Here is an 18965-nt window from a genome sequence, read left to right as displayed (position 1 = left end):
GGTGTCCGATCCAGAGTCGCGGTTTCGGCGCGCTTGGCATACTGGACCGGATGACATCGTGATATTCTGAACCTTGTTCACAATATAGAACTCCGCTATGACTCCGATAAAACCTCTGCAGCGATTGGGCTCTTGGCATTGGGTGGTTCATCCATGAATGCCCAACGACTGACACACCGGAAACGTTCAGCCATCATCCAGGCTGCCACCACCGAGTTCCGGAGCAGTGGTTACGATGCCACCAGTATGGATAGAATCGCCACCAGTGCCAACGTTTCCAAGCGAACGGTGTACAACCATTTTTCGAGTAAGGAAGAGCTGTTCGACCAGGTTTTCCAGCAGTTAAGGGCAAGCAGTGCAAAAGCGTTAGACATGACGTATTGCACCCATCGACCCGTGCGGGAACAGCTCAAGCAACTGTTAGTTTCGAAAATGCGCGTCATTAATGACTCCAGCTTTCAGGGCCTGGCTCGTTTTGTCACCGCCACAGCCATGCACTCCTCCAACAAAGCTCAGCACATGGTTAGCCAAATAGGTGAGCCTGATGAAGGTTTCGCTTCCTGGATTCGGGCTGCCCAAGCCGACGACAAACTCAAGGCAGCCGATCCCTATCTGATCGTCAGGCAAGCGAACGCCCTGCTGAAGGAGTTCGCTTTCTGGCCCCAAATCACCACCGGCCAAGCACGGCTGTCTGCGGCTAAGCGGCAGCACGTGGTAGAAATGACGCTGAATATGTTGTTATCTTCATATGAATTACAGGAACAGACACTCCAGTGGTCGCGGTAGGGATGGCAGTTACCTGCCACCCCCCGCACAGATCCGTACGTGCGGAACTACCGCATACGGCTCCTGCCTCAGGTACGTGACGCGAAGCGTTCCTCTGGGTAAGGATGAACGGTTCTGGGCCTTGGTATATAGAGGTCGGCAAGGCGTCCATATCGCGACCACTGAAGCCTGTTTCTCTGGCTACGTCGTTTGAGGGCTTGCCGCCATAAGCGGCAGACCGCAACTCGAAAACCATCAAGACGTAACAGGTTTCCTGGCACGGCGTGATAGTTGAAGTATCCCCCAACAACACTGCCAAGCCATCGTCCTACGATTTGAACAGGCTCATGTCGGCGGCGATTTAGAGCGACCCGAATGGATTGTAATGTCGCACGCATTCGCTTCTTGACCGTCAGGCGCAGTATTTGAAACCCACCGCTTCTATTGGTACTACAACAGTGTGTGAAGCCCAGGAAGTCAAATGTCTCCGGTTTTCCTAACCCTCGCTTCCTACGATTTCTCGCAGCAAAACGACCAAACTCAATCAGCCGTGTCTTCGAAGCGTTAAGTGATAAACCGAACCTGGCCAAGCGTTCCTGCAACTGCACCAGAAACTGCTGAGCTTGCCATTGCGTCCTGAAACCCACCACGCTGTCATCCGCGTAGCGCACAACGATCACATCGCCACGGGCGTGGCGCTCGCGCCACTGCCTTGCCCACAGATTTCCCAACGGGCGTTGCCTGCCATCGGCTTTGGGAATGTAGACCCGCCGCGATGGCGTTGCTCGATAGGCTCCACCGTGGAGCCTTGCGTGCAAATCAGCTGCCCGCTGGAGAAGACCTTCCTCGTATTCCCGCCACGACATGCCGTCCACACCTACCGCTGCATCGCGGCGCAGGGCATAGAAACTCTGCGCCAATAACTGCGGTGTGATGTGGTGCAGCAAAGCCGTGAACTGCATGCCCCTGTTCCTTCGGGCTGCTTCACGTACACCTTCAAGTCCCATCGACGCGCAACTGATCCGGCTCAGTGTCCGGGGCGCGGGAGGCTTGTTGGTGTTTCCCTTGGCTACGTCCCTTTCCTCCACTATCTCCGCAGGGCCAGACCCTTTGTTCGATGGCTTCTCAGGTACTACGGACGTATCCGACTTCTCGGCGGCGTAGGTAGCAGGGTTACGGCTTTTGGCCTTTCCTGCTCCGCCCGATGCTTGCGCACCGGGCACTGCTGAGATCTCCCAGTTTCTGTGCAAAGGACTTCCCGACGTGCACAGGGTCTCCGACCGCGCGGGATCAGAGCATGACTGGCGTATAACGCCATGCTCCGTGTTGCCTTCTGCTTCGCTTAACAGCATCGGCATCCCGAATTTCTGATTTCGTGGCTCAATGGCTGGCCCATCGGTTTCCCTGTCAACGCTTCACCCTGCACCTCACGGTGCAACATGCATGACTCGGGGTCTGGTTGATTCGCCATTTCTTACCAGTATCGAACTTTCATCGACTATCCTCCGCCAGCTTTAACTGGCGCACTAAGCGCCCGACGATAGCTCTTAATCCCAACAATGAACAAACCTTCCTCAGGATGGGCAAGTTCTACCGCGCCATGAGCTCTGACCGTACCGCAGCTGTGTTCATTGGGATCAATCATTGGAGCAAGCAAACCTGAGCTTTGGGTAGCAGGATCGAGTGCGACACGCAGCTCCGCGAGCAGGCTCATGTCAGGTCGGAATCCAGTCGCCACAATGATTGTGGTCCGCAGGTGGAAGTATCTGGTCTCCCGCCTTCACGATCACCCCTTGGTCATTGCCTGAAACCTGATCGATAGCGACGTTTTTGAATCGTTAACACATCACGACAGTCAATTTCCGACTTCCCCAAACGAATTCCACGAGAAAGCCGCACTCCCGCGATATCAGGCGCGTAGCTACAGACGTCTTTTATCGCATTTTCCTCAGGGGCGCTGCGATGAACTTCAAGATGATGTGCTTTAATTTCTGATGTGCGAGTGTTACCACCATTTACAGGCGAGATGCATCATGCATGGGGCTATGACGAGCGCTGAGAGAGTTAAGAGGGAAGACGTATTTGTCGTCCTTGGCCGACTCCATTTACGTCATAGATCGGCTTGCCGTCCGCTCCGAAGCTCAGAAGATTGTCGTTAATTGCGACGCGCTTCGAGCCTTGCAGGATGAAGCAGATCATCGAGCGATACAGGCATGGCGCCTTGTCTGTAGAGCCTTGTCCGACGCAGATGTCCACACGCGGGATCGGTGTGATAGTCAAACCTGGTGGCGCATGGCGCAGGGCTATATCAAGATGCGGTGCAAGATCGTTGTGCATGAGCCGATTATGCGTACGCGCCGCCACCACGCAACATGATTGATACAATCATACCAGCTTGCCGTTCCAGGAGCCGAGGAAGTTACGCGCATGCTCGCCCGCTCGGCTTGGGCTAAAGTCATAAACCACAGCCTTGAGTGTCGAAAACGGCGTGGCGCAATAGGCCTAGACATATGCTCGGTGAGTTTTCTTCTCGCCTGGCGTAAGCATTTGAACTGGGGTTTCATCGGCGTGAATCACGCCCTGGGAAAGTATCGTTTCACGTAACGCATCGACCAACGGCTGGAGCTGCACGCCGGTTTGCCCGACCCACTGCGCCAGTGTCGAGCGAGCAATCGTCAGCCCGGTGCGGCCGAAGATTTTCTCCTGCCAGTACAGCGGCAGGTGGTCAGCGAACTTCGCCATCATTACGTGGGCCAGCAAGCCTGCGGTCGGAATGCCCTTGTCGATCACCTAAGCCGGTACCGGCGCCTGGATCAGTGTTTCGCACTTGCGGCAGGCCCACTTCCCACGCACGTGCTGCTTGACGGTGAACACGCCCGGCGTGTAATCGAGCTTCTCGCTGACATCTTCGCCGATACGCTGAAGCTGGCAGCCGCAGGCGCACTGGGGGGCGGCTCGTGATGGATTACGGTGCGTGGGAACTGCGGCGGCAACGGCGTGCGCTTGGGCTGTTGAGTGGCGAGCCAGATGGCGTCGATGCGGATCACTGGGCAAACTCACGGACAAAGCGTGCGCATCCTTCAGGATCGGAAGTTGGCCATTTCATCGTGATTGATTGTTCACCAACGGACAGCTCAATAATAGCCAACGCCTCAGCCGGTCGTTTAGGCGAAGCCCTCAAAGGAACAAACGCCAGCAGCGCCGCTGTTGACTGATCCCCGTAAAGCGGCAGCCACTTGCGAATGACGTCGGCGTTGATACCGTGGGTGATCGCAACGCTGGAGATGGTCGCGCCGGGTTGCAGGAATGCCTGCAACCGGCGCTACCGTTTCCAGTGGCGCCATTCGCCCCGGATCACTAATGGCGATTTCTGACGGACTCCAGTACGGCAGTGGCTAGAACTCAATGCGTCTTCGTACCTTTATTAAGCGACTAGTCAGAGTGCGTTGCACATGAGCTACGGTGCCGAACCGGTGCCGTCGGCTGTGAGTTTTTGTGACGTCCTGGCGACTTTTTTTCGGTTGCGCAATCGACATGCCCCTCTTAGGATTTCGACTGACCGCCTGCCTTGGTAACTATAATAAAAGAGGAATTCTCGATGACGCTTACAAATAAGAAAGTCGCCGTAATCACCGGCGGCGCTATGGGTATCGGAGCGGAAGCAGCAAGTGCGCTGGCGAGAGATGGCCACCATGTAGTCATCTGCGACATCAATGCAACCGAGGCCGAACGTTTCGCGCAGGAGCTACGTGATCAAGGTCACACTGCCGATGCCTTCCAGATCGATGTTGGTGTACCTGCTTCGGTGTCCGCTGCGTTCGAATGGATTGAGGCCGAGTTTGGGCGCTGCGATGTGCTGGTCAACTCTGCGGGCATCGCCAAGACTATGTCTTTCTTGGAGTTTGATGCTGATGTCTTCAACCGGACAATGCTTATCAATGTCACGGGCACATTCTTGTGCTGCCAGCTAGCGGCACGCATCATGTGTAAGAACGAGTTCGGCCGGATCATTAACATTGCCTCCGTCGCCGGGATGCGCGCAGTCGGCAAAGGCAGAACGGCCTATGGCACATCAAAAGGTGCTGTAATCGCGCTGACGAGGCAGATGGCCGTCGAGCTGAGTGAGTACGGAATCACCGCGAATGCCATCGCCCCTGGCCCGGTCGATACGCCGATGACCAAAGAATTGCACAGCGATGAGTTCCGTAAGGCTTACAGCAGCGCCATCCCAGCAAAACGCTATGGCACCACCCGTGAGATCGCCGGTGCAGTCAGTTATCTGGCCTCTGACGTCTCAGCTTACGTCAATGGAATTGTCCTTCCCGTGGATGGTGGCTTCCTTGCGTGGGGCGCTGGCGATATCTGAGCCCTGACACGAACAAAGGGGGGGCGCTAAATCCAGGCACGCCTTTTGCGGCTGATCATTCAGCCGCCATTTCTTCTTTGACCCACTTGACCAAGTCCGCTGTGTCGGCCCGCATTCTGGCGTTGGGAGAGATCCACAGCACCAATTTTTCCGGACCTTGAACACAGCCAAAGGGTGCTACCAGCGCACCATTCTCCAGTTCCGCTTGTACCAGGAGCCTCGGCACGCAGGCAAATCCCAAGCCAACCTTAGCCGCTTGAATTAGCAAATAAAAATGCTCGAAGTATTCCAATTCAAGTGGGTCGGCTGTGGGCATATGCAGAGCTGAATACCACTCTTTCCAAGCATGCGGGCGGGTCTTGGTAGCCAACAGCTTTTCGCCGTTCAGGTCGCTAACCTGTTGCACCCCTGAAGCCTTAAGGTAATCAGGCGAGCATATAGCTCCAATCCATTCATTGGCCAGCGGGATCGGCGCGATGCCGGGCGGCGGGACTATGCTTCCCAAGCGTATTGCCACGCTGACACCATCCTGGGCAAAGTCGATCGGCCCATGTCCTGTTCTCAAGCCCAGCTCCATCGTCGGAAAGTTACTGTGCAGCCCGGCAAGTCTCGGCAGTAACCAGTGCATCATGATGGACGCCGAACATGACAGTTCTAGCGGCTGAGGGCGCACCTCTTCAACACTTTGTTGGATCAAGTTGAATGCGCGACTCAAGCCGGCAGCAAGACGCGCGCCTTCGGGGGTCAGCTTAGTGCCATGTGCATTACGTGTGAGCAAGACAACCCCCAGCACATCCTCAAGCGTCCGAATGTGTCGGCTGATAGCACCGTGAGTCACGGAAAGCGCATCAGCGGCTTCGCCAAAGGTGCCTTTCCTCGCAACCATTTCGAAAGCTCTCAGTGCATTGAGAGATGGCCGTGGGGGGGATGACATGTACTGCACCTCATGAGCAGGCCGTGGTGGCTAAAACGCTAGCCTAGCCAGAAACCTAGTGTGAGTTTTTCTCAACTTATAAGGAAATCATATCGTTAGCACGCCAGCAGGGTCAATGTATATTCGGGGGTGAGGGCCACCCTCGCTAAGGCGGCCAGTCTGTATAAAAAACAATTAGAGCCGAGGTATTTAAATGATCGATCTAACAGCCGGACGCGAAGAGTTTACGGCCCGTTTTTTCGTAGAGAGCAGCTACCCGATTGAACGAGTCAGCGAGGTTATCGCTGGCGAGCAGTCCAGCGGGACATTCATTGCCTTGCCCGGTGAGTCAGCAGAGTTGAAACAGCGTTCACGGGCCCGAGTGGTGTCCGTCAAGTCTCTTCCAGCGGTCGCCAGTGCTTCGTTACACAGCGACTACCTGGATAGGCACAATCCTTCCGCGACGTTCTACCGCGGCGAAGTTGAAATCGCCTTTCCAACTGCCAATATTGGTACGAATATTCCTGCCTTGTTGACCACCATTGCCGGCAACCTTTTCGAGCTAGGTGAAGTCAGCGGTTTGAGAGTGCTCGATGTCGATCTTCCGGCGAGGTTTGCCGCCGGGTTCTTGGGCCCACAGTTCGGTATTGAAGGGACTCGTAAATTGTGCGGCGTTCATGACCGTCCAATCATTGGCACTATCATTAAACCCAGCATCGGCCTGACGCCTGAGCAGACCGCTACCATAGCCGATGAGCTCTGTGCCGGCGGGATTGAGTTTCTCAAAGATGATGAACTCTTGATCGACCCAACGTATGCATCCTTCAATGCGCGGTTAAATGCTGTCATGCCTGTTCTGCACAAGCATGCAGACCGCCTCGGCAGGATGCCAATGTACGCGATCAATATTTCTGGGAGCATTGATGAAATGCTTCGCCGCCACGACGCCGTGCTGGAGGCGGGAGGGACCTGCGTCATGCTCTGCCTGAACTGGATTGGGCATTCGGGAGTCGAGCACATCCGTAAGCATTCCCAACTACCCATTCACGGCCATCGCAACGGCTGGGGAGCCTTTACCCGCAATCCACAGCTTGGCTTTTCGTTTGAGGCCTATCAGAAAATCTGGCGCCTGGCTGGCATCGATCATCTGCACGTCAATGGTATTCAGAGCAAATTCTGGGAGCCGGATGACTCAGTCATTGCCTCGGCACTGAGCTGCCTAACCCCATTTTCGGGCGTCCAACCGGTCCTGCCGGTTTTCTCTTCCGGCCAATGGGCTGGGCAGGCGCCTACGCTTTTCGAAAAGCTGCAGTCGGTGGACCTCATGCATCTGGCTGGCGGCGGCATTATCGGCCACCCACAAGGTATCGGTGCCGGCGTTCAGAGTATGCGTGAAGGATGGGAAGCTGCGACTCAGGGCATACCGCTTCAACATTACGCTGAGGGCAGGCCTGCACTAACCGCCGCCTTGGCGAAGTTTGGGGGCGTATAAATCATGCACCCTCATTCGCCCAAGCTTCGTCTGGTGTTCTACGGTGATGATTTCACCGGCTCGACCGATGCTCTCGAGGTTCTTACCGCAGCAGGCCTAAGATGTGCACTGTTCCTGACGCCACCATCGCCCGAGCTGCTAGAGGAGCTGGGCGGTTTTGACGCTATTGGCATCGCTGGCGACAGCCGTGCGTTGTCCAATGCTGAAATGGATGAAGTACTCCCGGAAATATTTGAAGCGATCAAGCGCCTGTCCCCGGATATTGTGCATTACAAGGTTTGCTCCACGTTCGACAGCGCTCCCGACGTGGGCAGCATTGGCCATGTCATTGAGCTCGCATCATGCGCCTTTGGGGTAAAAGGGGTGCCAATCATCGCGGGTAACCCGGCCCTGGGTCGTTACTGCGTCTTTGGCAATTTGTTTGCGTTGTCCAAGACCGACCACGGTGTGCACCGGATCGACCGCCATCCTATCATGCGGGCCCATCCCATCACGCCTATGGGAGAAGGGGATCTGAGTGTCCATATTGGCAGGCAAAAAAACTTATCGATTGCCAAGATTGACATTCTGCAGCTGGAGCAGGCTGCCGACCTGGCTTCCCTGGTTCGCGAAGCCGCCCTGTGCCATGACTCGGTGCTGATCGACGGCACTACCGAAGCACATATGACCCTCGCAGGAAAGGTACTTACGGAGATCTCTAGCAGCAAGGCGCCGCTATTCGTAGTTGGCTCCTCGGGCGTTGAATATGGATTGACGCAGCACTGGCATTCGGTAGGACTGATAGACGCCTGCCAAACTCAGGTCACTCCGCTGAAGCCCACCAGGCAAGTGCTGGTCATCTCGGGAAGTGCATCCCCGTTAAGTCGCGCTCAAATCGATACCGCAATCTCTAGTGGATTCGTCGAACTAAGTGTGGATGCAGCAGCAATCATCGCAGAGTCCCATAAAGGCGGGATGGTCCAGGATGTGGTGGCGATGGCATTAGCGCACCTCAAAAGCGAGCGCTCCGTGCTGATCCACACGGCAAAAGGTCCAGATGACCCGAGAATCGAACAGATGATCGAAGCGATGACCGCCAAAGGCCTGCTTCGTGACGAGGCAAAGATCCGCGGCGGTAAGCAATTGGCTGTCGAAATGGGCTACATCGTTCTGGAAATTCTCAAGGCGTATCCGCTCGGAAGACTGGTTATATCGGGTGGTGATACGTCAAGTCAGATCACCAAGATTCTCGACCCTGATGCATTGGTCATTAAATCTGATCTCTCTCCCGGCGCGCCCCTCTGCCAGGTTCGCTCAAACAAACCGTACTTGGACAACCTGGAAATCGCTTTGAAAGGCGGGCAGATGGGTGACCAAGACTACTTCGTAAAAGCGCTCACAGGTAGGAGCTAACTTCCGTTCAAGGACAGGAGCACGCTTGCATATTTACAATAACAACAGGTGGAACTATGCAAACCTCACTTTCAAGTGACATCGAGACTCATCATGAATATGTTGATGATGAGAAGAAAAAATCCATGAAAAATGTTGTTGCCGGAAGTCTCTTCGGCACAGCGTTAGAAACTTATGACCTCTATTTGTACGGTACCGCGGCGGCGTTGATCTTCGCCCCTCTGTTCTTTCCAGGCACTGATGAAGCCGTCTCAAGACTCGCTTCGCTAGCATCCTTCGCCATATCATTTGTCGCACGGCCACTGGGTTCGCTGGTGCTTGGACATTTCGGCGACCGGATAGGCCGCAAGAAATTGCTCTACCTCACGCTGATTATCATGGGCTTGAGCACCGTCGGTATTGGCTTGCTGCCTACCTACGCGAGCGTAGGAATCTGGGCGCCCATTATGCTGTGTGTGCTGCGCTTCATCCAGGGCTTCGCTTTTGCCGGAGAATACAGCGGTGCAGTGCTCATGCTACTTGAGCATGCGCCCCGGCGAAAACGAGGTTTTTATACAGCCATCAACAATATTGGTCCGGTGTTCGGCTTCATCGCCTCGGCGGGAATGCTGCTTATCGTTAGCAGCTTATTGTCCACGGAGGATTTCTATAAGTGGGGATGGCGCATTCCATTCATTGCCAGTATCGCTCTGTTGATTGTCGGCGTTTTTGTACGGTCTAAGGTTCCCGAGTCTCCAGTGTTCAAGAAGACCGTTGAGAAACGCGCTGCGGCTGAGGGGGCTAGCCAATCGCCTGCCATGCGCCTGTTTACCAAATACCCTAAGCAGCTACTTTTGGTCGCAGGTGCGAACATCTGTCATTTTTCAACCTTTTATCTTTTTACCGTGTTCGCATTAAGTTATGGCCAGAAGGAGTTGGGCCTTTCCAATGCGTTTGTGCTCTCAGTAGCGATGGTAGCTATCTGCACGCACCTTGTAGTTGTACCCTTCGCCGGCGCAATGGCTGATCGAATTGGTCGACGCACAATGATGTTGATTGGCTTCGCGGTGACTGCACTGGTCGCGTTTCCCTTCTGGCAGCTATTTTCCACAGGCCAGTTCCTACCTATGGTCTTGGGCTCGTGCCTGTTCATGATTGGCTACGGCCTGGTATACGGTGCTGTGGCTTCATTCACCGGCGAGGCATTTGGGCCCAGTGCACGATTCACTGGTTTCGCCATGGCCACCAATGTCGGTGGCATCATCGGGGGCGGCACGGCGCCTATCGTCGGCGCATATTTGCTCAGCCACTATGGCTCGCCCTACGCCATCTCGGTCTACACGGTTGCGCTCGCAGCAATCTCTGCCTTGTGCGTCTACCTGTCAGCCGAAACCAGAACGATCGACATCTCTGACGAGTAATGACAATGACCCCGCGTGCGGTATGTCGGCTTGCCTTTATGCCGCACGCTTGCTCGACTCAGCAAGCGTCGCCCTCAGTACCAGCCCAGCAACCATTGCAGTCGGCGAAGCTGGCATATGCGTCCGACCATAACGAGGCTGGCGACGATGGCTTCACATCAGCAGGTAGCACGGGCGTAGCCCCGACTCAGGAAGGTACCGGTGCTTGAGCATCAATCAAGCTCTGGCTCTTCAGCTCCTCCCAAAAGGCTGCTGGAATATCAACCTTCATCGCCTGAACATTGGAAACGATCTGCCCCGCCGAACGAGCACCCGGAATGATCGCGGACACTTGCGGATGTGCCGCTGCGAACTGCAAGGCGGCAGTATGAATGTCGATGCCATGTCGGCTGGCAATTGCCATGATTCGCGCGCGCTTCTCTATCGCACCGGCAGGTAGATGCTGGCTGAAGTTATATCGGCTGCGACCTCCCAGAAATCCATCATTCAGTGGTGTTCCAATCACGACGCTGGTGCCCTTCCTTCTCAAAGCCGGAAAGGTGCTGCGCAACGCATCGCCATGGTCAAGGAGGGAATACTGGCAGGCAAGCAACACGATGTCGGGAATCGGGTCATCATTGGTCAGTGCCTGAACCACGGCATTCGGTGTATTGACTCCGAAGCCCCATGCCTTAATGAGCCCCTCATCGCGCATCTTTTCGAGCTCAACCATCGCCCCTGTGCGCGCAATTCGATACGCCGCTTCCCAGCCGCCTTCCAGCTCGGTGTTATCTGGCGAGATATCATGGATAAAAACGATATCGATACGTGGCAACCCGAGACGCTGCAGGCTGTCTTCCACGGAGCGACGCGCGCCTGCCGCGGTGTAGTCATATCGGTAGTTGAAGGGCGCCGGCGATTTCCAAATGGCATGGTCTGCACGCTGGCCACCAGCGGCCGTCAATACGCGGCCGACCTTGGTGGAGACCACATAGTCGTCTGGATTTTTGCCGTGCAGGAAGCGGCCTAGACGATACTCACTCAATCCAAACCCGTAGAACGGAGAAGTGTCGTAAAGCCTTACACCCGCGCCCCAAGCCGCCTGCAGAACCAAACCCGCCTGCTCGTCGCTGATCGGCGCAAAGATATTGCCGATCTGCGTCCCACCCATACCTAAGCGTTGAGGTGTCATGTATCTCATTGTATGTGAGGGCACACTGAGAGGCAGGTCTGCGCGCCCGAGCCGCCCTTCCGTACGCATTACGCTTCCGGGGTCTGTCAGTGAAAGGGGCGCTGAGGCTATGGCCACCGAACTTGCGACACTCGATGCGGGCAGCAAAGCGGCTGCAACAGCACCAGCGGCCGAATAGGTAAGAAAATCTCGTCTGTCCATCCAACTTTCCTTTAGCGACTGAGGTTTCACGGGTTCATCGAAGCCGGCATTCATACTAGAAATTAGAACAACGAGGGATTGCCGGGTGAGCCTAATACGCCATATTTTCTGCATAATCCTGCCGATAAGCTTGTGCTAGGCACGCACTCTCATCACACTCAAAAACTCCGTTAACAGGGCGCAGGTGATGACGAGCGGTTCCTTCTCGCAGTTCGGTTTCGGCCATGTGCATTCCCTGAACTTGGGCGAACCCGCTCAGCCCAGCGAACGCCTCCAGGCACTTAGACGGCTTATCGAAAAAGTCACCCTGCAGATTGGTTTAAACGAGGTCTGCAGAACATCGATTCCCGACCTGACCTTTTATCGAATGGCCGAACTGGGTACGCCCACTTACTGCGTTTATGAGCCCTGCGTGGCGATCATTCTGCAGGGCGTGAAGGAGATCACGTTCGGCGAGGAGGCTTGTGAGTTCGGGCAAGGGGCGTTCTTCGTCACATCGGTTGATATTCCGACACTGGCTCGCGTTACCGCTGCTAGCGTGCAGACCCCCTATTTATCTATCGTGTTGAAGCTCGATCTTTCCATGCTCAACGAGGTGATCCAGACCCAGGCACCGCCAAAGAAAGAAATGACATCTGAAGCGCGAGGGTTCGCAGCCGGATTGGCGTCAAGTGAGCTGCTCGACGCGTTCGCTCGACTCGCCACGCTGATCGAACGGCCATTTGAAGCAGAAATGATGTCGAACCTTATCAAGCGGGAGATATGTGTTCGGCTGCTGCTCAGTGGGGCGGGTCCGTGGTTGCGCAGCGTCACTCGTGATGGTTACCGAGACAAGGGCATCGTGAGAGCCATTGAATGGTTGAAGCATCACTATGACAAGCCGCTGCACGTGGCCGAGCTAGCCGCACTATCAGGCATGGCCAGCTCTACGCTGCATCACAACTTTCGCAAGCTGACTGGCACCAGCCCCGTTCAATATCAAAAATCGTTACGGCTGCAAGCCGCGCGCAGCCTGATGTTGACCGAGCGGGTAGACGTGAACACCGCCGCGTTGCGAGTAGGCTATGAAAGCGTCGCTCAATTCAGTCGCGAATATGCCCGGCGCTTCGGAGCTCCACCCTCGAGAGACATCAAGCACGCACGGCAAAATGGTGGGCGGCTCGATTAGCCGCACCACGCATGGCACGGGTAGGCGCCCACATCATAGGCATAACAAAGGTGAATGAATAGGAGAAGCAATAAAGGAGAGAGTCGACAGCATCGCTTGCGCATTTACTTTGCTTGTTGATGAACATGACCAATATGAGTTCGCACAGGCGCCGACTATCAGTAGGGAAAATCGGCTGACCCGATGCATCATCGTTATGTAAGCCCGGACATACGGGGCTGCATGCCTCATCAAAGTTGAACCGTTGGTTAAATCAAGCTGCTCCAAAGTGACTGATCAACTCAATCAGAACGGAAAATACTTGTTCAGCATCTGGGACACTGGACAGCAACCGCACGGAAGCCTAGGTCACTTCAATAGATCTTTAGACTGTACCTAGCGGGTCTGCCCTTTAATAGGAGGCTACCTCTATGTACAGACCTAATCCCTATAGCTCTGATGAGAAGCTGTTCTACAGGCCCATCGAAGCGGCTATACGCTGGTGTGGCTTGATGAGTTACGAAGCTAGCATTCTCGAATTGACGTGGGATTACCCTGAGCGCCTCATCTCGGCCTTCCCCCAATGGCCCTGTTTATACAAGAAGTTAGAGAAAATTCTGGATGCCGTACGAAACCAGGAGTTGCGTTATGGGCTGCTCGGCATCACCGTTTCACCTGGTACCCCTGTCGATCTCAAACTGCTGACCATCCGGCACTCGGACCTTAAGTCGTGGATGTTTCATCACTATCCGGATGAGCGTCCTTCTTTTCTTTTTCACGAAATCACACCTGACCACGAATCGATACGCTACGGCACATACCTAATTTTGCTAGCTGATAGGGACGCCCTACAGGTGCAGCTAAAATCTACCGAGGCAAAGCTCCAGGAGGTCATGGCAGAACTGGCAGCTGCTGGACTAGAGCGAGAAAATCTACGCTCGCTTGCCGACACGGCAAAAGAGCTAAGCGGACAGAGTAAAGCCGGCTATCTCAACGTCATTGGTGCTCTAGTCAATACCATGCTTGGCTCTTCTGAAAGCGGAAGGCGTCATTCGATCTTCGATAGCCAGGCATCTATTGTCGACTCGATAACCGCGCATTACGGCGAGGTTCCCGGGCTGAGCAAGCGTTCACTGGATGAAAAGTTTGCGGCGGCCCGACGCAGTCTTAGTCAAGCCAGACGGTAAGGATTGCAACGCAATCAAGTCAATTGCATTGCAATGACTAGGCACATTTTCTGGTATTGAATCCAAGTCACTTCTCACCAAATGCCAACTGGCGCTAGGAGTGACCACTATGTCCAGCCAACCCTCCCCCAACGATGAAACAGCTCGACCACAGATCGAACGCCACATTATGCGGCGTGACGAAGTGGAGCGGAAAACCGGTTTCAAACGTGCACACATTTATAACCTGATGAAGGAAGGTAAATTCCCTCAAGCCAAACGCATTGGACTACGCGCTGTAGGCTGGGACTCGCTGGAAATCGAGCAGTGGGTCACTCAGCGCTTAGACCCGCAGGCCTGATGTGATGCGTGTGGTATCAGTGGTTTCCACTAAGGGTGGGGTGGGCAAAACAACGGTGACCGCGAATCTCGGCGGTCTGTTGGCCGATGCAGGCCTGCGCGTTCTGCTGTTGGACCTAGATAGCCAGCCCACCCTCTCCAGCTATTACGTTTTGAACCAGAAGGCTGTTGCCGGTGCGTACGAGTTCATTGCGCTCAACCTAGCAACTCCTGCCCAGATTGTTTCCAAGACGGTGATCACAGGGCTCGATCTGATCGTCTCCAACGACGATCAAGCCCGACTCAGCACCATGCTGCTGCATGCCCCTGATGGGCGACTGCGTCTGCACAATTTGCTCGGCAATTTCAGCCCCCACTATGACGTGCTTTTGATCGACACCCAGGGCGCACGTAGCGTGCTGCTGGAGATGGCCATCCTCGCCTCCGATCTCGCCCTTTCTCCCATCACCCCGGAAATGCTCGCCGCCCGCGAACTGCGACGCGGCACCTTGAAGCTGCTCAGTGAGCTCGAACCATTCCGTCATCTGGGCATTCCACCGCCGCCCTTGCGCCTGCTACTGAACCAGGTGAATACCATTCGAGTGGACACACGGATGATCATCCGTGGCCTGCGCGAGACCTTCACTGGAGTTAACAACATCTCGGTTCTAGACACCGTAGTTCCAGACCGAGTGGCTTATCTCAATGCCGCTTCCCTTGGCCTACCGGTCCACCGAATCGAGGTGCGCCAGTCACGCGAACGACGCTCGCCATCCGCGATGGAAACCATGCAAGCGCTGGCCATTGAGTTATTTCCGGAATGGCGCGAGGCGATCTCTACGGTGACCAGATGCGCGGAGGTTCAATGAGACAAATCACCAAGCCCACATTTCTCACCCAGTCATTAGGTTTGATCGACCTTGAGGCCAACAGCGTTTGGCTAGGAGTCTTTTGATGTTGGATCAACTGCCCATCATCGTTCCACCCTCCATTCGACCACACCACCCACCTTGCGAGGAGTACTGCACCGTGGTCTTTCGCCTGCAAGGTGGGCGCTCGGCCATGGGTTGGTTCCTCGCAGAGCTCTCCCGACATTTCGAAGGTTCGGGCACTGCCGAGATCGTCAAGTTCGAGGTCGGTGACCATTTGCGCAACCGGCGTTAACCGAGGTTGTTCCGATGAAAAAGCTCAGTCAGGAGCAGATCACCGATAAGCTGCACCAGGACCACTTCCCTCGCGGCCCAGAACTGGAGCGACTGTCTGACCCACTTACTGACACGCCGATGCTGGTCACTCTGGAGCAGTTGCGGCCCTACGAACACAACCCGCGTTTCATTCGAAATCCGCTTTACAATGATATCAAGGCCTCCATCCGCGAACGCGGGCTGGATCAACCGCCGCCGATTACCCGCCGTCCAGGAGAAAGCTTTTTCATCATCCGCAACGGCGGTAATACGCGCTTAGCGATTCTCGGCGAACTGTGGCAGGAAACCCGCGACGAGCGTTTCTTCCGCATTCATTGCCTGTTCCGGCCCTGGAGCAATGAAATCACCGCCTTACTCGGCCATCTGGCCGAAAGCGATCTGCATGGCCAGCTCACCTTCATCGAGCGTGCGCTGGCCGTGGCCAAACTCAAAACCATGCTCGAAGCAGAGGGGGCTGGGCTCTCGCAACGTGAACTGGCACGACGCCTCGCGGCTGGTGGTTATCCGATTTCGCAGTCACACATCAGCCGGATGCTCGACACCCTCGAACACCTACTGCCCGCCATTCCGCAAACGCTGTATGCCGGGCTGGGTAAGCCCCAGATAGAACGCCTGATCGCACTGCGTAGCCAGGCCGAACGAACCTGGAACCGTTATCCAACCGCCACCATTGCGTTCGCTGATTTTTGGCTCGATACCCTGAGTTACTTCGATGCCGAACCCGAGTCCTTCGATCTTGAGCAAATCCAGGATGAACTGCTCGAACGCATGAGCCGCTTGCTCGGACAGTCCTACCGTATGTTGTCCCTGGAACTGAGCGACACCCAACGGGTCATCTCGACGCCTGGCGTTGTCGTCACCACGCCCTCGGAGAACAGCCATCTGCCGAGCGTTGATGAAGCTGCGGCAGGACCGCCCTCCTTCGAGTCCCATCCCCAATCAATTGAGACCAGAACCCAAACCGAAACAGCGCGAGAGGAGCTGCTCACACTGCCCGAAACAAATGTCGTATCAGCGGTCAGCCCTGCGTCACGCGTTCAACAGATTCGCGAGCAGATCGATCGCGAGACCGCCACCGAAACAGCACCGAGCGTCGAGGGCTGCACGACCAACGACCTCTGGACCATTGCACCAGCACTGGATTGCCCCGAACAACTGCGTTTAGCCATCGCCGGACTGGCACGGGAAATGGCGGCCTATGCCGGACATCCCGAGAGCATCATCGAACAGCAGCTTGGCTTAGGCTTCGTCCTCAACATCGAGCGACTTGATCTTGCAGCACCTCGCGAGACCGGCGTTCACCTACTGCTCCTGGCCCTGCTGCGCGCTCAAGACGACGTGAACTGGGAGGATCGCAAGCAATTGCCCTCAGCCCTGTTCGGCCAATTGTTATTGGGGGTCTATCAACTCCCGCTGACAGATCATCCCGCCGTGGACATAGGACTGGAGCGACTGCCCGACAGCTTGTTGATCAAGCTGTATCGGCTGATTCGTTTGGCCCGTCGCCTGATCGACTTAACGCTTACCCCTGAAGACAACTTACCGAAGGAGCTGCCATGAGCCTGTCCTTCAATGTGCTCAACCAGGCCATGCTGACCCAGGTGCTGCATGAGCTGCGTCAGGGTAATCTGCAACGCTGCAAAGCACTCGGATTGAGTGAAGACAATATCTACCTGTTGCAATCTTTACCCCCCACCACGCTGTCTCGCCTGGCCCATGCCACCGTCCCTTGGGTTGAGGTCAAGATTGACTCGCCAGTGCTGCATCGGTTGATCGAGCAAGCCGAACGCGACGAGCAGAATGAGCGCTTGATCAACCGCGCGCTCAAGCTCGGCGCCAGCAGCACCATCATGTATCAATGCTTCGGCTTGGCGCATTCGGAAACCGCCCTGCGCCGAAGGCTACTCAAGATAGAAACCCGTAAGGGCCGCCCTCAGCATTTGAGCGAAACGCAGGAACATGCGCTCTGGCAGCGATGGTGCCAGCTACGCTCTCAGGACGGTACCGAGGATCAGCTCGACGCCATGATGATGCTGGCGGAGGAGCAACAGATCAGCTTGACCATTGTTTGGCAGCAGATCGACCAGTACAGCAACGAAACATGAACACTCCCCTCTCCAGTCGCTGGCAGCGTGTCCTGCAGCAATGCACCCAGCAACTGAGTGAACGCTGGCCCGCACGCCCTACCACTGAACAACCGTCCAGTCAGGCGCTGCAGGCTGGCTTTTTGTTCAGTGGCCAATCACACGAAGTCGTGCCGCGTCGCCTGCTGTTGGATCATCGGCTGACGCCATTGGAACGTAATGCCTGGCAAGTATTTCGACTCATGCTGCAAGGCCAGGGCGTGATCACACCGCGCTATGAGGATTTGCAGCCTTACCTCTCGAGCGTGCCCTACGGCGCGTCAGCCTCACGTGAAACCATCGCTCGCGTGTTGACGATGCTCAGGTTGACGCGCTGGCTTAGCTTGGTGAGTCGCGGGCGCGATCAGCTCAGCGGGCGCCTGCAAGGTTCTCTGTACGTCCTGCACGATGAGCCGTTAACCCCCGCCGAAGCCATGGAACTGGATCAGGATTACCTCGAGCTGGTCGGACATGCCCTCGGTCATGCGACCAAGGCTGTGCGCATTGTCGCTCAGAATATGCTGGAAGAAATTCGACAGGACACCCGTATCGATTTAGGTCAGCTACCCACACGGCTCGATAGTTGGGGCGAACACTGGATGCATCAAGGATTGGATCAGGCGATCGACGCCAGCATGCACGATTCCGAACTGGGGGAAGATCACCTCGTTCGGAATCGTGCAGGCCCTCGTTCGGATTCCGAACCGGGCCTGAACGCCAGTGTTTCCGGCGCAGTTCGGAATCCGAACGCCGCCTGTACTGTATTAAAAGAAAGTACTTGTACTGTACCGCGCGCGACCCCGGCGGTGGATAACCTGCACTGGCCCGATCCGCTGCACCTGCGTCCAAGCGAACGTCAGGCCGTCGCCGTGGCGCTGAACAAGCTCAAACCCGCGGATCGTCAGGCGGTGCTCAACGAAGCGGGTGCACGCTGTACGGCAGGAGGTATCCGCAAGCCAGCGGCGTATCTGATGGGTCTGATCCAGCGCGCACTGAACGGCGATTTTCGTCCTTGGGCAGTTCAGACAGCGCCCTCACCCGTTGCAGAAACACCCTTCACAGCACCGTCACGTCCGTCCCGAAAACAGGGCGAACCTGCCTCCGCCCTCGCCCAAGCGTGTCTGAATGAGCTACGCCAATTGCGCGGCAAACGCCCTGGACCTCAGTAGATTTGATGCCAGTGGCATCAAATCTACTGAGTTCTACTGTGGGATCGCAAAGGGCCGAACCTGCGCAATTCGAGCGCCATCGCCATCGCCATCGCCATCCCTGGAAATGATGCCAC

18 protein-coding genes and 2 pseudogenes are annotated in these 18965 nt (G+C 55.8%); 13 read left to right on the top strand and 7 right to left on the bottom strand.

Annotated features, from left to right (window positions below; translation table 11 throughout):
- Positions 1-153: 153 nt before the first annotated feature.
- Positions 154-786 carry a TetR/AcrR family transcriptional regulator gene (locus tag AB7M26_RS18075; protein WP_429385515.1) on the top strand — a complete coding sequence of 211 codons (633 nt, stop codon included), beginning with the start codon at positions 154-156 and terminating at the stop codon, positions 784-786.
- A 68-nt stretch (positions 787-854) separates the two neighbouring features.
- Here the strand turns inward: AB7M26_RS18075 and AB7M26_RS18070 are convergent, their stop codons facing one another.
- The 5 genes and pseudogenes from AB7M26_RS18070 to AB7M26_RS18050 form a co-directional block, all read right to left on the bottom strand.
- The gene (locus AB7M26_RS18070) at positions 855-1727 is read right to left on the bottom strand and encodes a reverse transcriptase domain-containing protein (protein ID WP_429385514.1); all 873 of its coding nucleotides are present in this window, start codon (positions 1725-1727) and stop codon (positions 855-857) included.
- Between the two features lie 536 nt (positions 1728-2263).
- Positions 2264-2479, bottom strand: coding sequence for a hypothetical protein (locus AB7M26_RS18065; protein WP_429385512.1), 216 nt, complete (start codon positions 2477-2479; stop codon positions 2264-2266).
- Between the two features lie 413 nt (positions 2480-2892).
- A pseudogene (locus tag AB7M26_RS18060) lies at positions 2893-3102 on the bottom strand (AraC family transcriptional regulator N-terminal domain-containing protein); the annotation flags it as partial.
- A gap of 51 nt (positions 3103-3153) precedes the next feature.
- A pseudogene (gene tnpC, locus AB7M26_RS18055) lies at positions 3154-3779 on the bottom strand (IS66 family transposase); the annotation flags it as partial.
- A gap of 29 nt (positions 3780-3808) precedes the next feature.
- Positions 3809-4081, bottom strand: coding sequence for a hypothetical protein (locus tag AB7M26_RS18050; protein WP_429385510.1), 273 nt, complete (start codon positions 4079-4081; stop codon positions 3809-3811).
- Positions 4082-4363: 282 nt separating this feature from the next.
- Between AB7M26_RS18050 and AB7M26_RS18045 the strand changes: the two genes are divergently transcribed.
- Positions 4364-5131 (top strand): SDR family NAD(P)-dependent oxidoreductase, encoded by a 768-nt coding sequence (locus AB7M26_RS18045; RefSeq protein WP_429385508.1) that lies wholly within the window; start codon positions 4364-4366, stop codon positions 5129-5131.
- A gap of 55 nt (positions 5132-5186) precedes the next feature.
- Here AB7M26_RS18045 and AB7M26_RS18040 read toward each other — a convergent pair whose 3' ends face one another.
- On the bottom strand, positions 5187-6065 hold the full coding sequence (locus tag AB7M26_RS18040) for a LysR substrate-binding domain-containing protein (protein WP_429385506.1): 879 nt from the start codon (positions 6063-6065) through the stop codon (positions 5187-5189).
- 193 nt (positions 6066-6258) lie between these two features.
- Between AB7M26_RS18040 and AB7M26_RS18035 the strand changes: the two genes are divergently transcribed.
- From AB7M26_RS18035 to AB7M26_RS18025, 3 genes are read left to right on the top strand one after another with little or no spacing between them, the layout of a single operon-like run.
- Positions 6259-7536: a ribulose-bisphosphate carboxylase large subunit family protein gene (locus AB7M26_RS18035; RefSeq protein ID WP_429385504.1), complete on the top strand. Its 1278-nt coding sequence runs from the start codon at positions 6259-6261 to the stop codon at positions 7534-7536.
- Between the two features lie 3 nt (positions 7537-7539).
- The gene (locus tag AB7M26_RS18030) at positions 7540-8928 is read left to right on the top strand and encodes a four-carbon acid sugar kinase family protein (RefSeq protein ID WP_429385503.1); all 1389 of its coding nucleotides are present in this window, start codon (positions 7540-7542) and stop codon (positions 8926-8928) included.
- 56 nt (positions 8929-8984) lie between these two features.
- Positions 8985-10328 (top strand): MFS transporter, encoded by a 1344-nt coding sequence (locus AB7M26_RS18025; protein ID WP_429385501.1) that lies wholly within the window; start codon positions 8985-8987, stop codon positions 10326-10328.
- A gap of 187 nt (positions 10329-10515) precedes the next feature.
- Here the strand turns inward: AB7M26_RS18025 and AB7M26_RS18020 are convergent, their stop codons facing one another.
- Positions 10516-11700: an aldo/keto reductase gene (locus tag AB7M26_RS18020; protein WP_429385499.1), complete on the bottom strand. Its 1185-nt coding sequence runs from the start codon at positions 11698-11700 to the stop codon at positions 10516-10518.
- Between the two features lie 187 nt (positions 11701-11887).
- Here AB7M26_RS18020 and AB7M26_RS18015 point away from each other — a divergent pair, with 187 nt between their 5' ends.
- From AB7M26_RS18015 to AB7M26_RS17980, 8 genes are all read left to right on the top strand, one after another.
- The gene (locus AB7M26_RS18015) at positions 11888-12868 is read left to right on the top strand and encodes an AraC family transcriptional regulator (protein WP_429385497.1); all 981 of its coding nucleotides are present in this window, start codon (positions 11888-11890) and stop codon (positions 12866-12868) included.
- A gap of 410 nt (positions 12869-13278) precedes the next feature.
- Entirely contained in the window at positions 13279-14034 is a 756-nt protein-coding gene (locus AB7M26_RS18010; RefSeq protein WP_429385495.1) for a hypothetical protein, read from the top strand.
- A 109-nt stretch (positions 14035-14143) separates the two neighbouring features.
- Positions 14144-14374, top strand: a complete 231-nt coding sequence (locus AB7M26_RS18005) for an AlpA family transcriptional regulator (RefSeq protein WP_429385493.1) — start codon at positions 14144-14146, stop codon at positions 14372-14374.
- Between the two features lie 4 nt (positions 14375-14378).
- Positions 14379-15221 (top strand): ParA family protein, encoded by an 843-nt coding sequence (locus AB7M26_RS18000; protein WP_429385491.1) that lies wholly within the window; start codon positions 14379-14381, stop codon positions 15219-15221.
- A gap of 85 nt (positions 15222-15306) precedes the next feature.
- Positions 15307-15516: a hypothetical protein gene (locus tag AB7M26_RS17995; protein ID WP_032698626.1), complete on the top strand. Its 210-nt coding sequence runs from the start codon at positions 15307-15309 to the stop codon at positions 15514-15516.
- Positions 15517-15530: 14 nt separating this feature from the next.
- Positions 15531-17117 carry a ParB family protein gene (locus AB7M26_RS17990; RefSeq protein ID WP_429385489.1) on the top strand — a complete coding sequence of 529 codons (1587 nt, stop codon included), beginning with the start codon at positions 15531-15533 and terminating at the stop codon, positions 17115-17117.
- Positions 17114-17662, top strand: a complete 549-nt coding sequence (locus AB7M26_RS17985) for a DUF2857 domain-containing protein (protein WP_429385487.1) — start codon at positions 17114-17116, stop codon at positions 17660-17662. Before AB7M26_RS17990 ends, AB7M26_RS17985 begins: the two co-directional genes overlap by 4 nt.
- Complete coding sequence (locus AB7M26_RS17980; protein WP_429385485.1) at positions 17659-18849, top strand: STY4528 family pathogenicity island replication protein; 1191 nt, start codon at positions 17659-17661, stop codon at positions 18847-18849. The genes AB7M26_RS17985 and AB7M26_RS17980 overlap by 4 nt, the downstream gene beginning before the upstream one ends.
- Positions 18850-18965: the final 116 nt, after the last annotated feature.

Source organism: Pseudomonas sp. F-14 TE3482 (assembly GCF_053629455.1).
The sequence above is the reverse complement of the archived record's forward strand: the minus strand, read 5'-3'. Positions and strand labels throughout refer to the sequence as shown.

Bases quoted from the DNA above. Each gene is read 5' to 3' on its own strand.
- AB7M26_RS18075 (WP_429385515.1), top strand. From the start codon at position 154: ATGAATGCCCAACGACTGACACACCGGAAACGTTCAGCCATCATCCAG.
- AB7M26_RS18070 (WP_429385514.1), bottom strand. From the start codon at position 1,727: ATGCAGTTCACGGCTTTGCTGCACCACATCACACCGCAGTTATTGGCG.
- AB7M26_RS18065 (WP_429385512.1), bottom strand. From the start codon at position 2,479: ATGAGCCTGCTCGCGGAGCTGCGTGTCGCACTCGATCCTGCTACCCAA.
- AB7M26_RS18045 (WP_429385508.1), top strand. From the start codon at position 4,364: ATGACGCTTACAAATAAGAAAGTCGCCGTAATCACCGGCGGCGCTATG.
- AB7M26_RS18040 (WP_429385506.1), bottom strand. From the start codon at position 6,065: ATGTCATCCCCCCCACGGCCATCTCTCAATGCACTGAGAGCTTTCGAA.
- AB7M26_RS18035 (WP_429385504.1), top strand. From the start codon at position 6,259: ATGATCGATCTAACAGCCGGACGCGAAGAGTTTACGGCCCGTTTTTTC.
- AB7M26_RS18030 (WP_429385503.1), top strand. From the start codon at position 7,540: ATGCACCCTCATTCGCCCAAGCTTCGTCTGGTGTTCTACGGTGATGAT.
- AB7M26_RS18025 (WP_429385501.1), top strand. From the start codon at position 8,985: ATGCAAACCTCACTTTCAAGTGACATCGAGACTCATCATGAATATGTT.
- AB7M26_RS18020 (WP_429385499.1), bottom strand. From the start codon at position 11,700: ATGGACAGACGAGATTTTCTTACCTATTCGGCCGCTGGTGCTGTTGCA.
- AB7M26_RS18015 (WP_429385497.1), top strand. From the start codon at position 11,888: ATGACGAGCGGTTCCTTCTCGCAGTTCGGTTTCGGCCATGTGCATTCC.
- AB7M26_RS18010 (WP_429385495.1), top strand. From the start codon at position 13,279: ATGTACAGACCTAATCCCTATAGCTCTGATGAGAAGCTGTTCTACAGG.
- AB7M26_RS18005 (WP_429385493.1), top strand. From the start codon at position 14,144: ATGTCCAGCCAACCCTCCCCCAACGATGAAACAGCTCGACCACAGATC.
- AB7M26_RS18000 (WP_429385491.1), top strand. From the start codon at position 14,379: ATGCGTGTGGTATCAGTGGTTTCCACTAAGGGTGGGGTGGGCAAAACA.
- AB7M26_RS17995 (WP_032698626.1), top strand. From the start codon at position 15,307: ATGTTGGATCAACTGCCCATCATCGTTCCACCCTCCATTCGACCACAC.
- AB7M26_RS17990 (WP_429385489.1), top strand. From the start codon at position 15,531: ATGAAAAAGCTCAGTCAGGAGCAGATCACCGATAAGCTGCACCAGGAC.
- AB7M26_RS17985 (WP_429385487.1), top strand. From the start codon at position 17,114: ATGAGCCTGTCCTTCAATGTGCTCAACCAGGCCATGCTGACCCAGGTG.
- AB7M26_RS17980 (WP_429385485.1), top strand. From the start codon at position 17,659: ATGAACACTCCCCTCTCCAGTCGCTGGCAGCGTGTCCTGCAGCAATGC.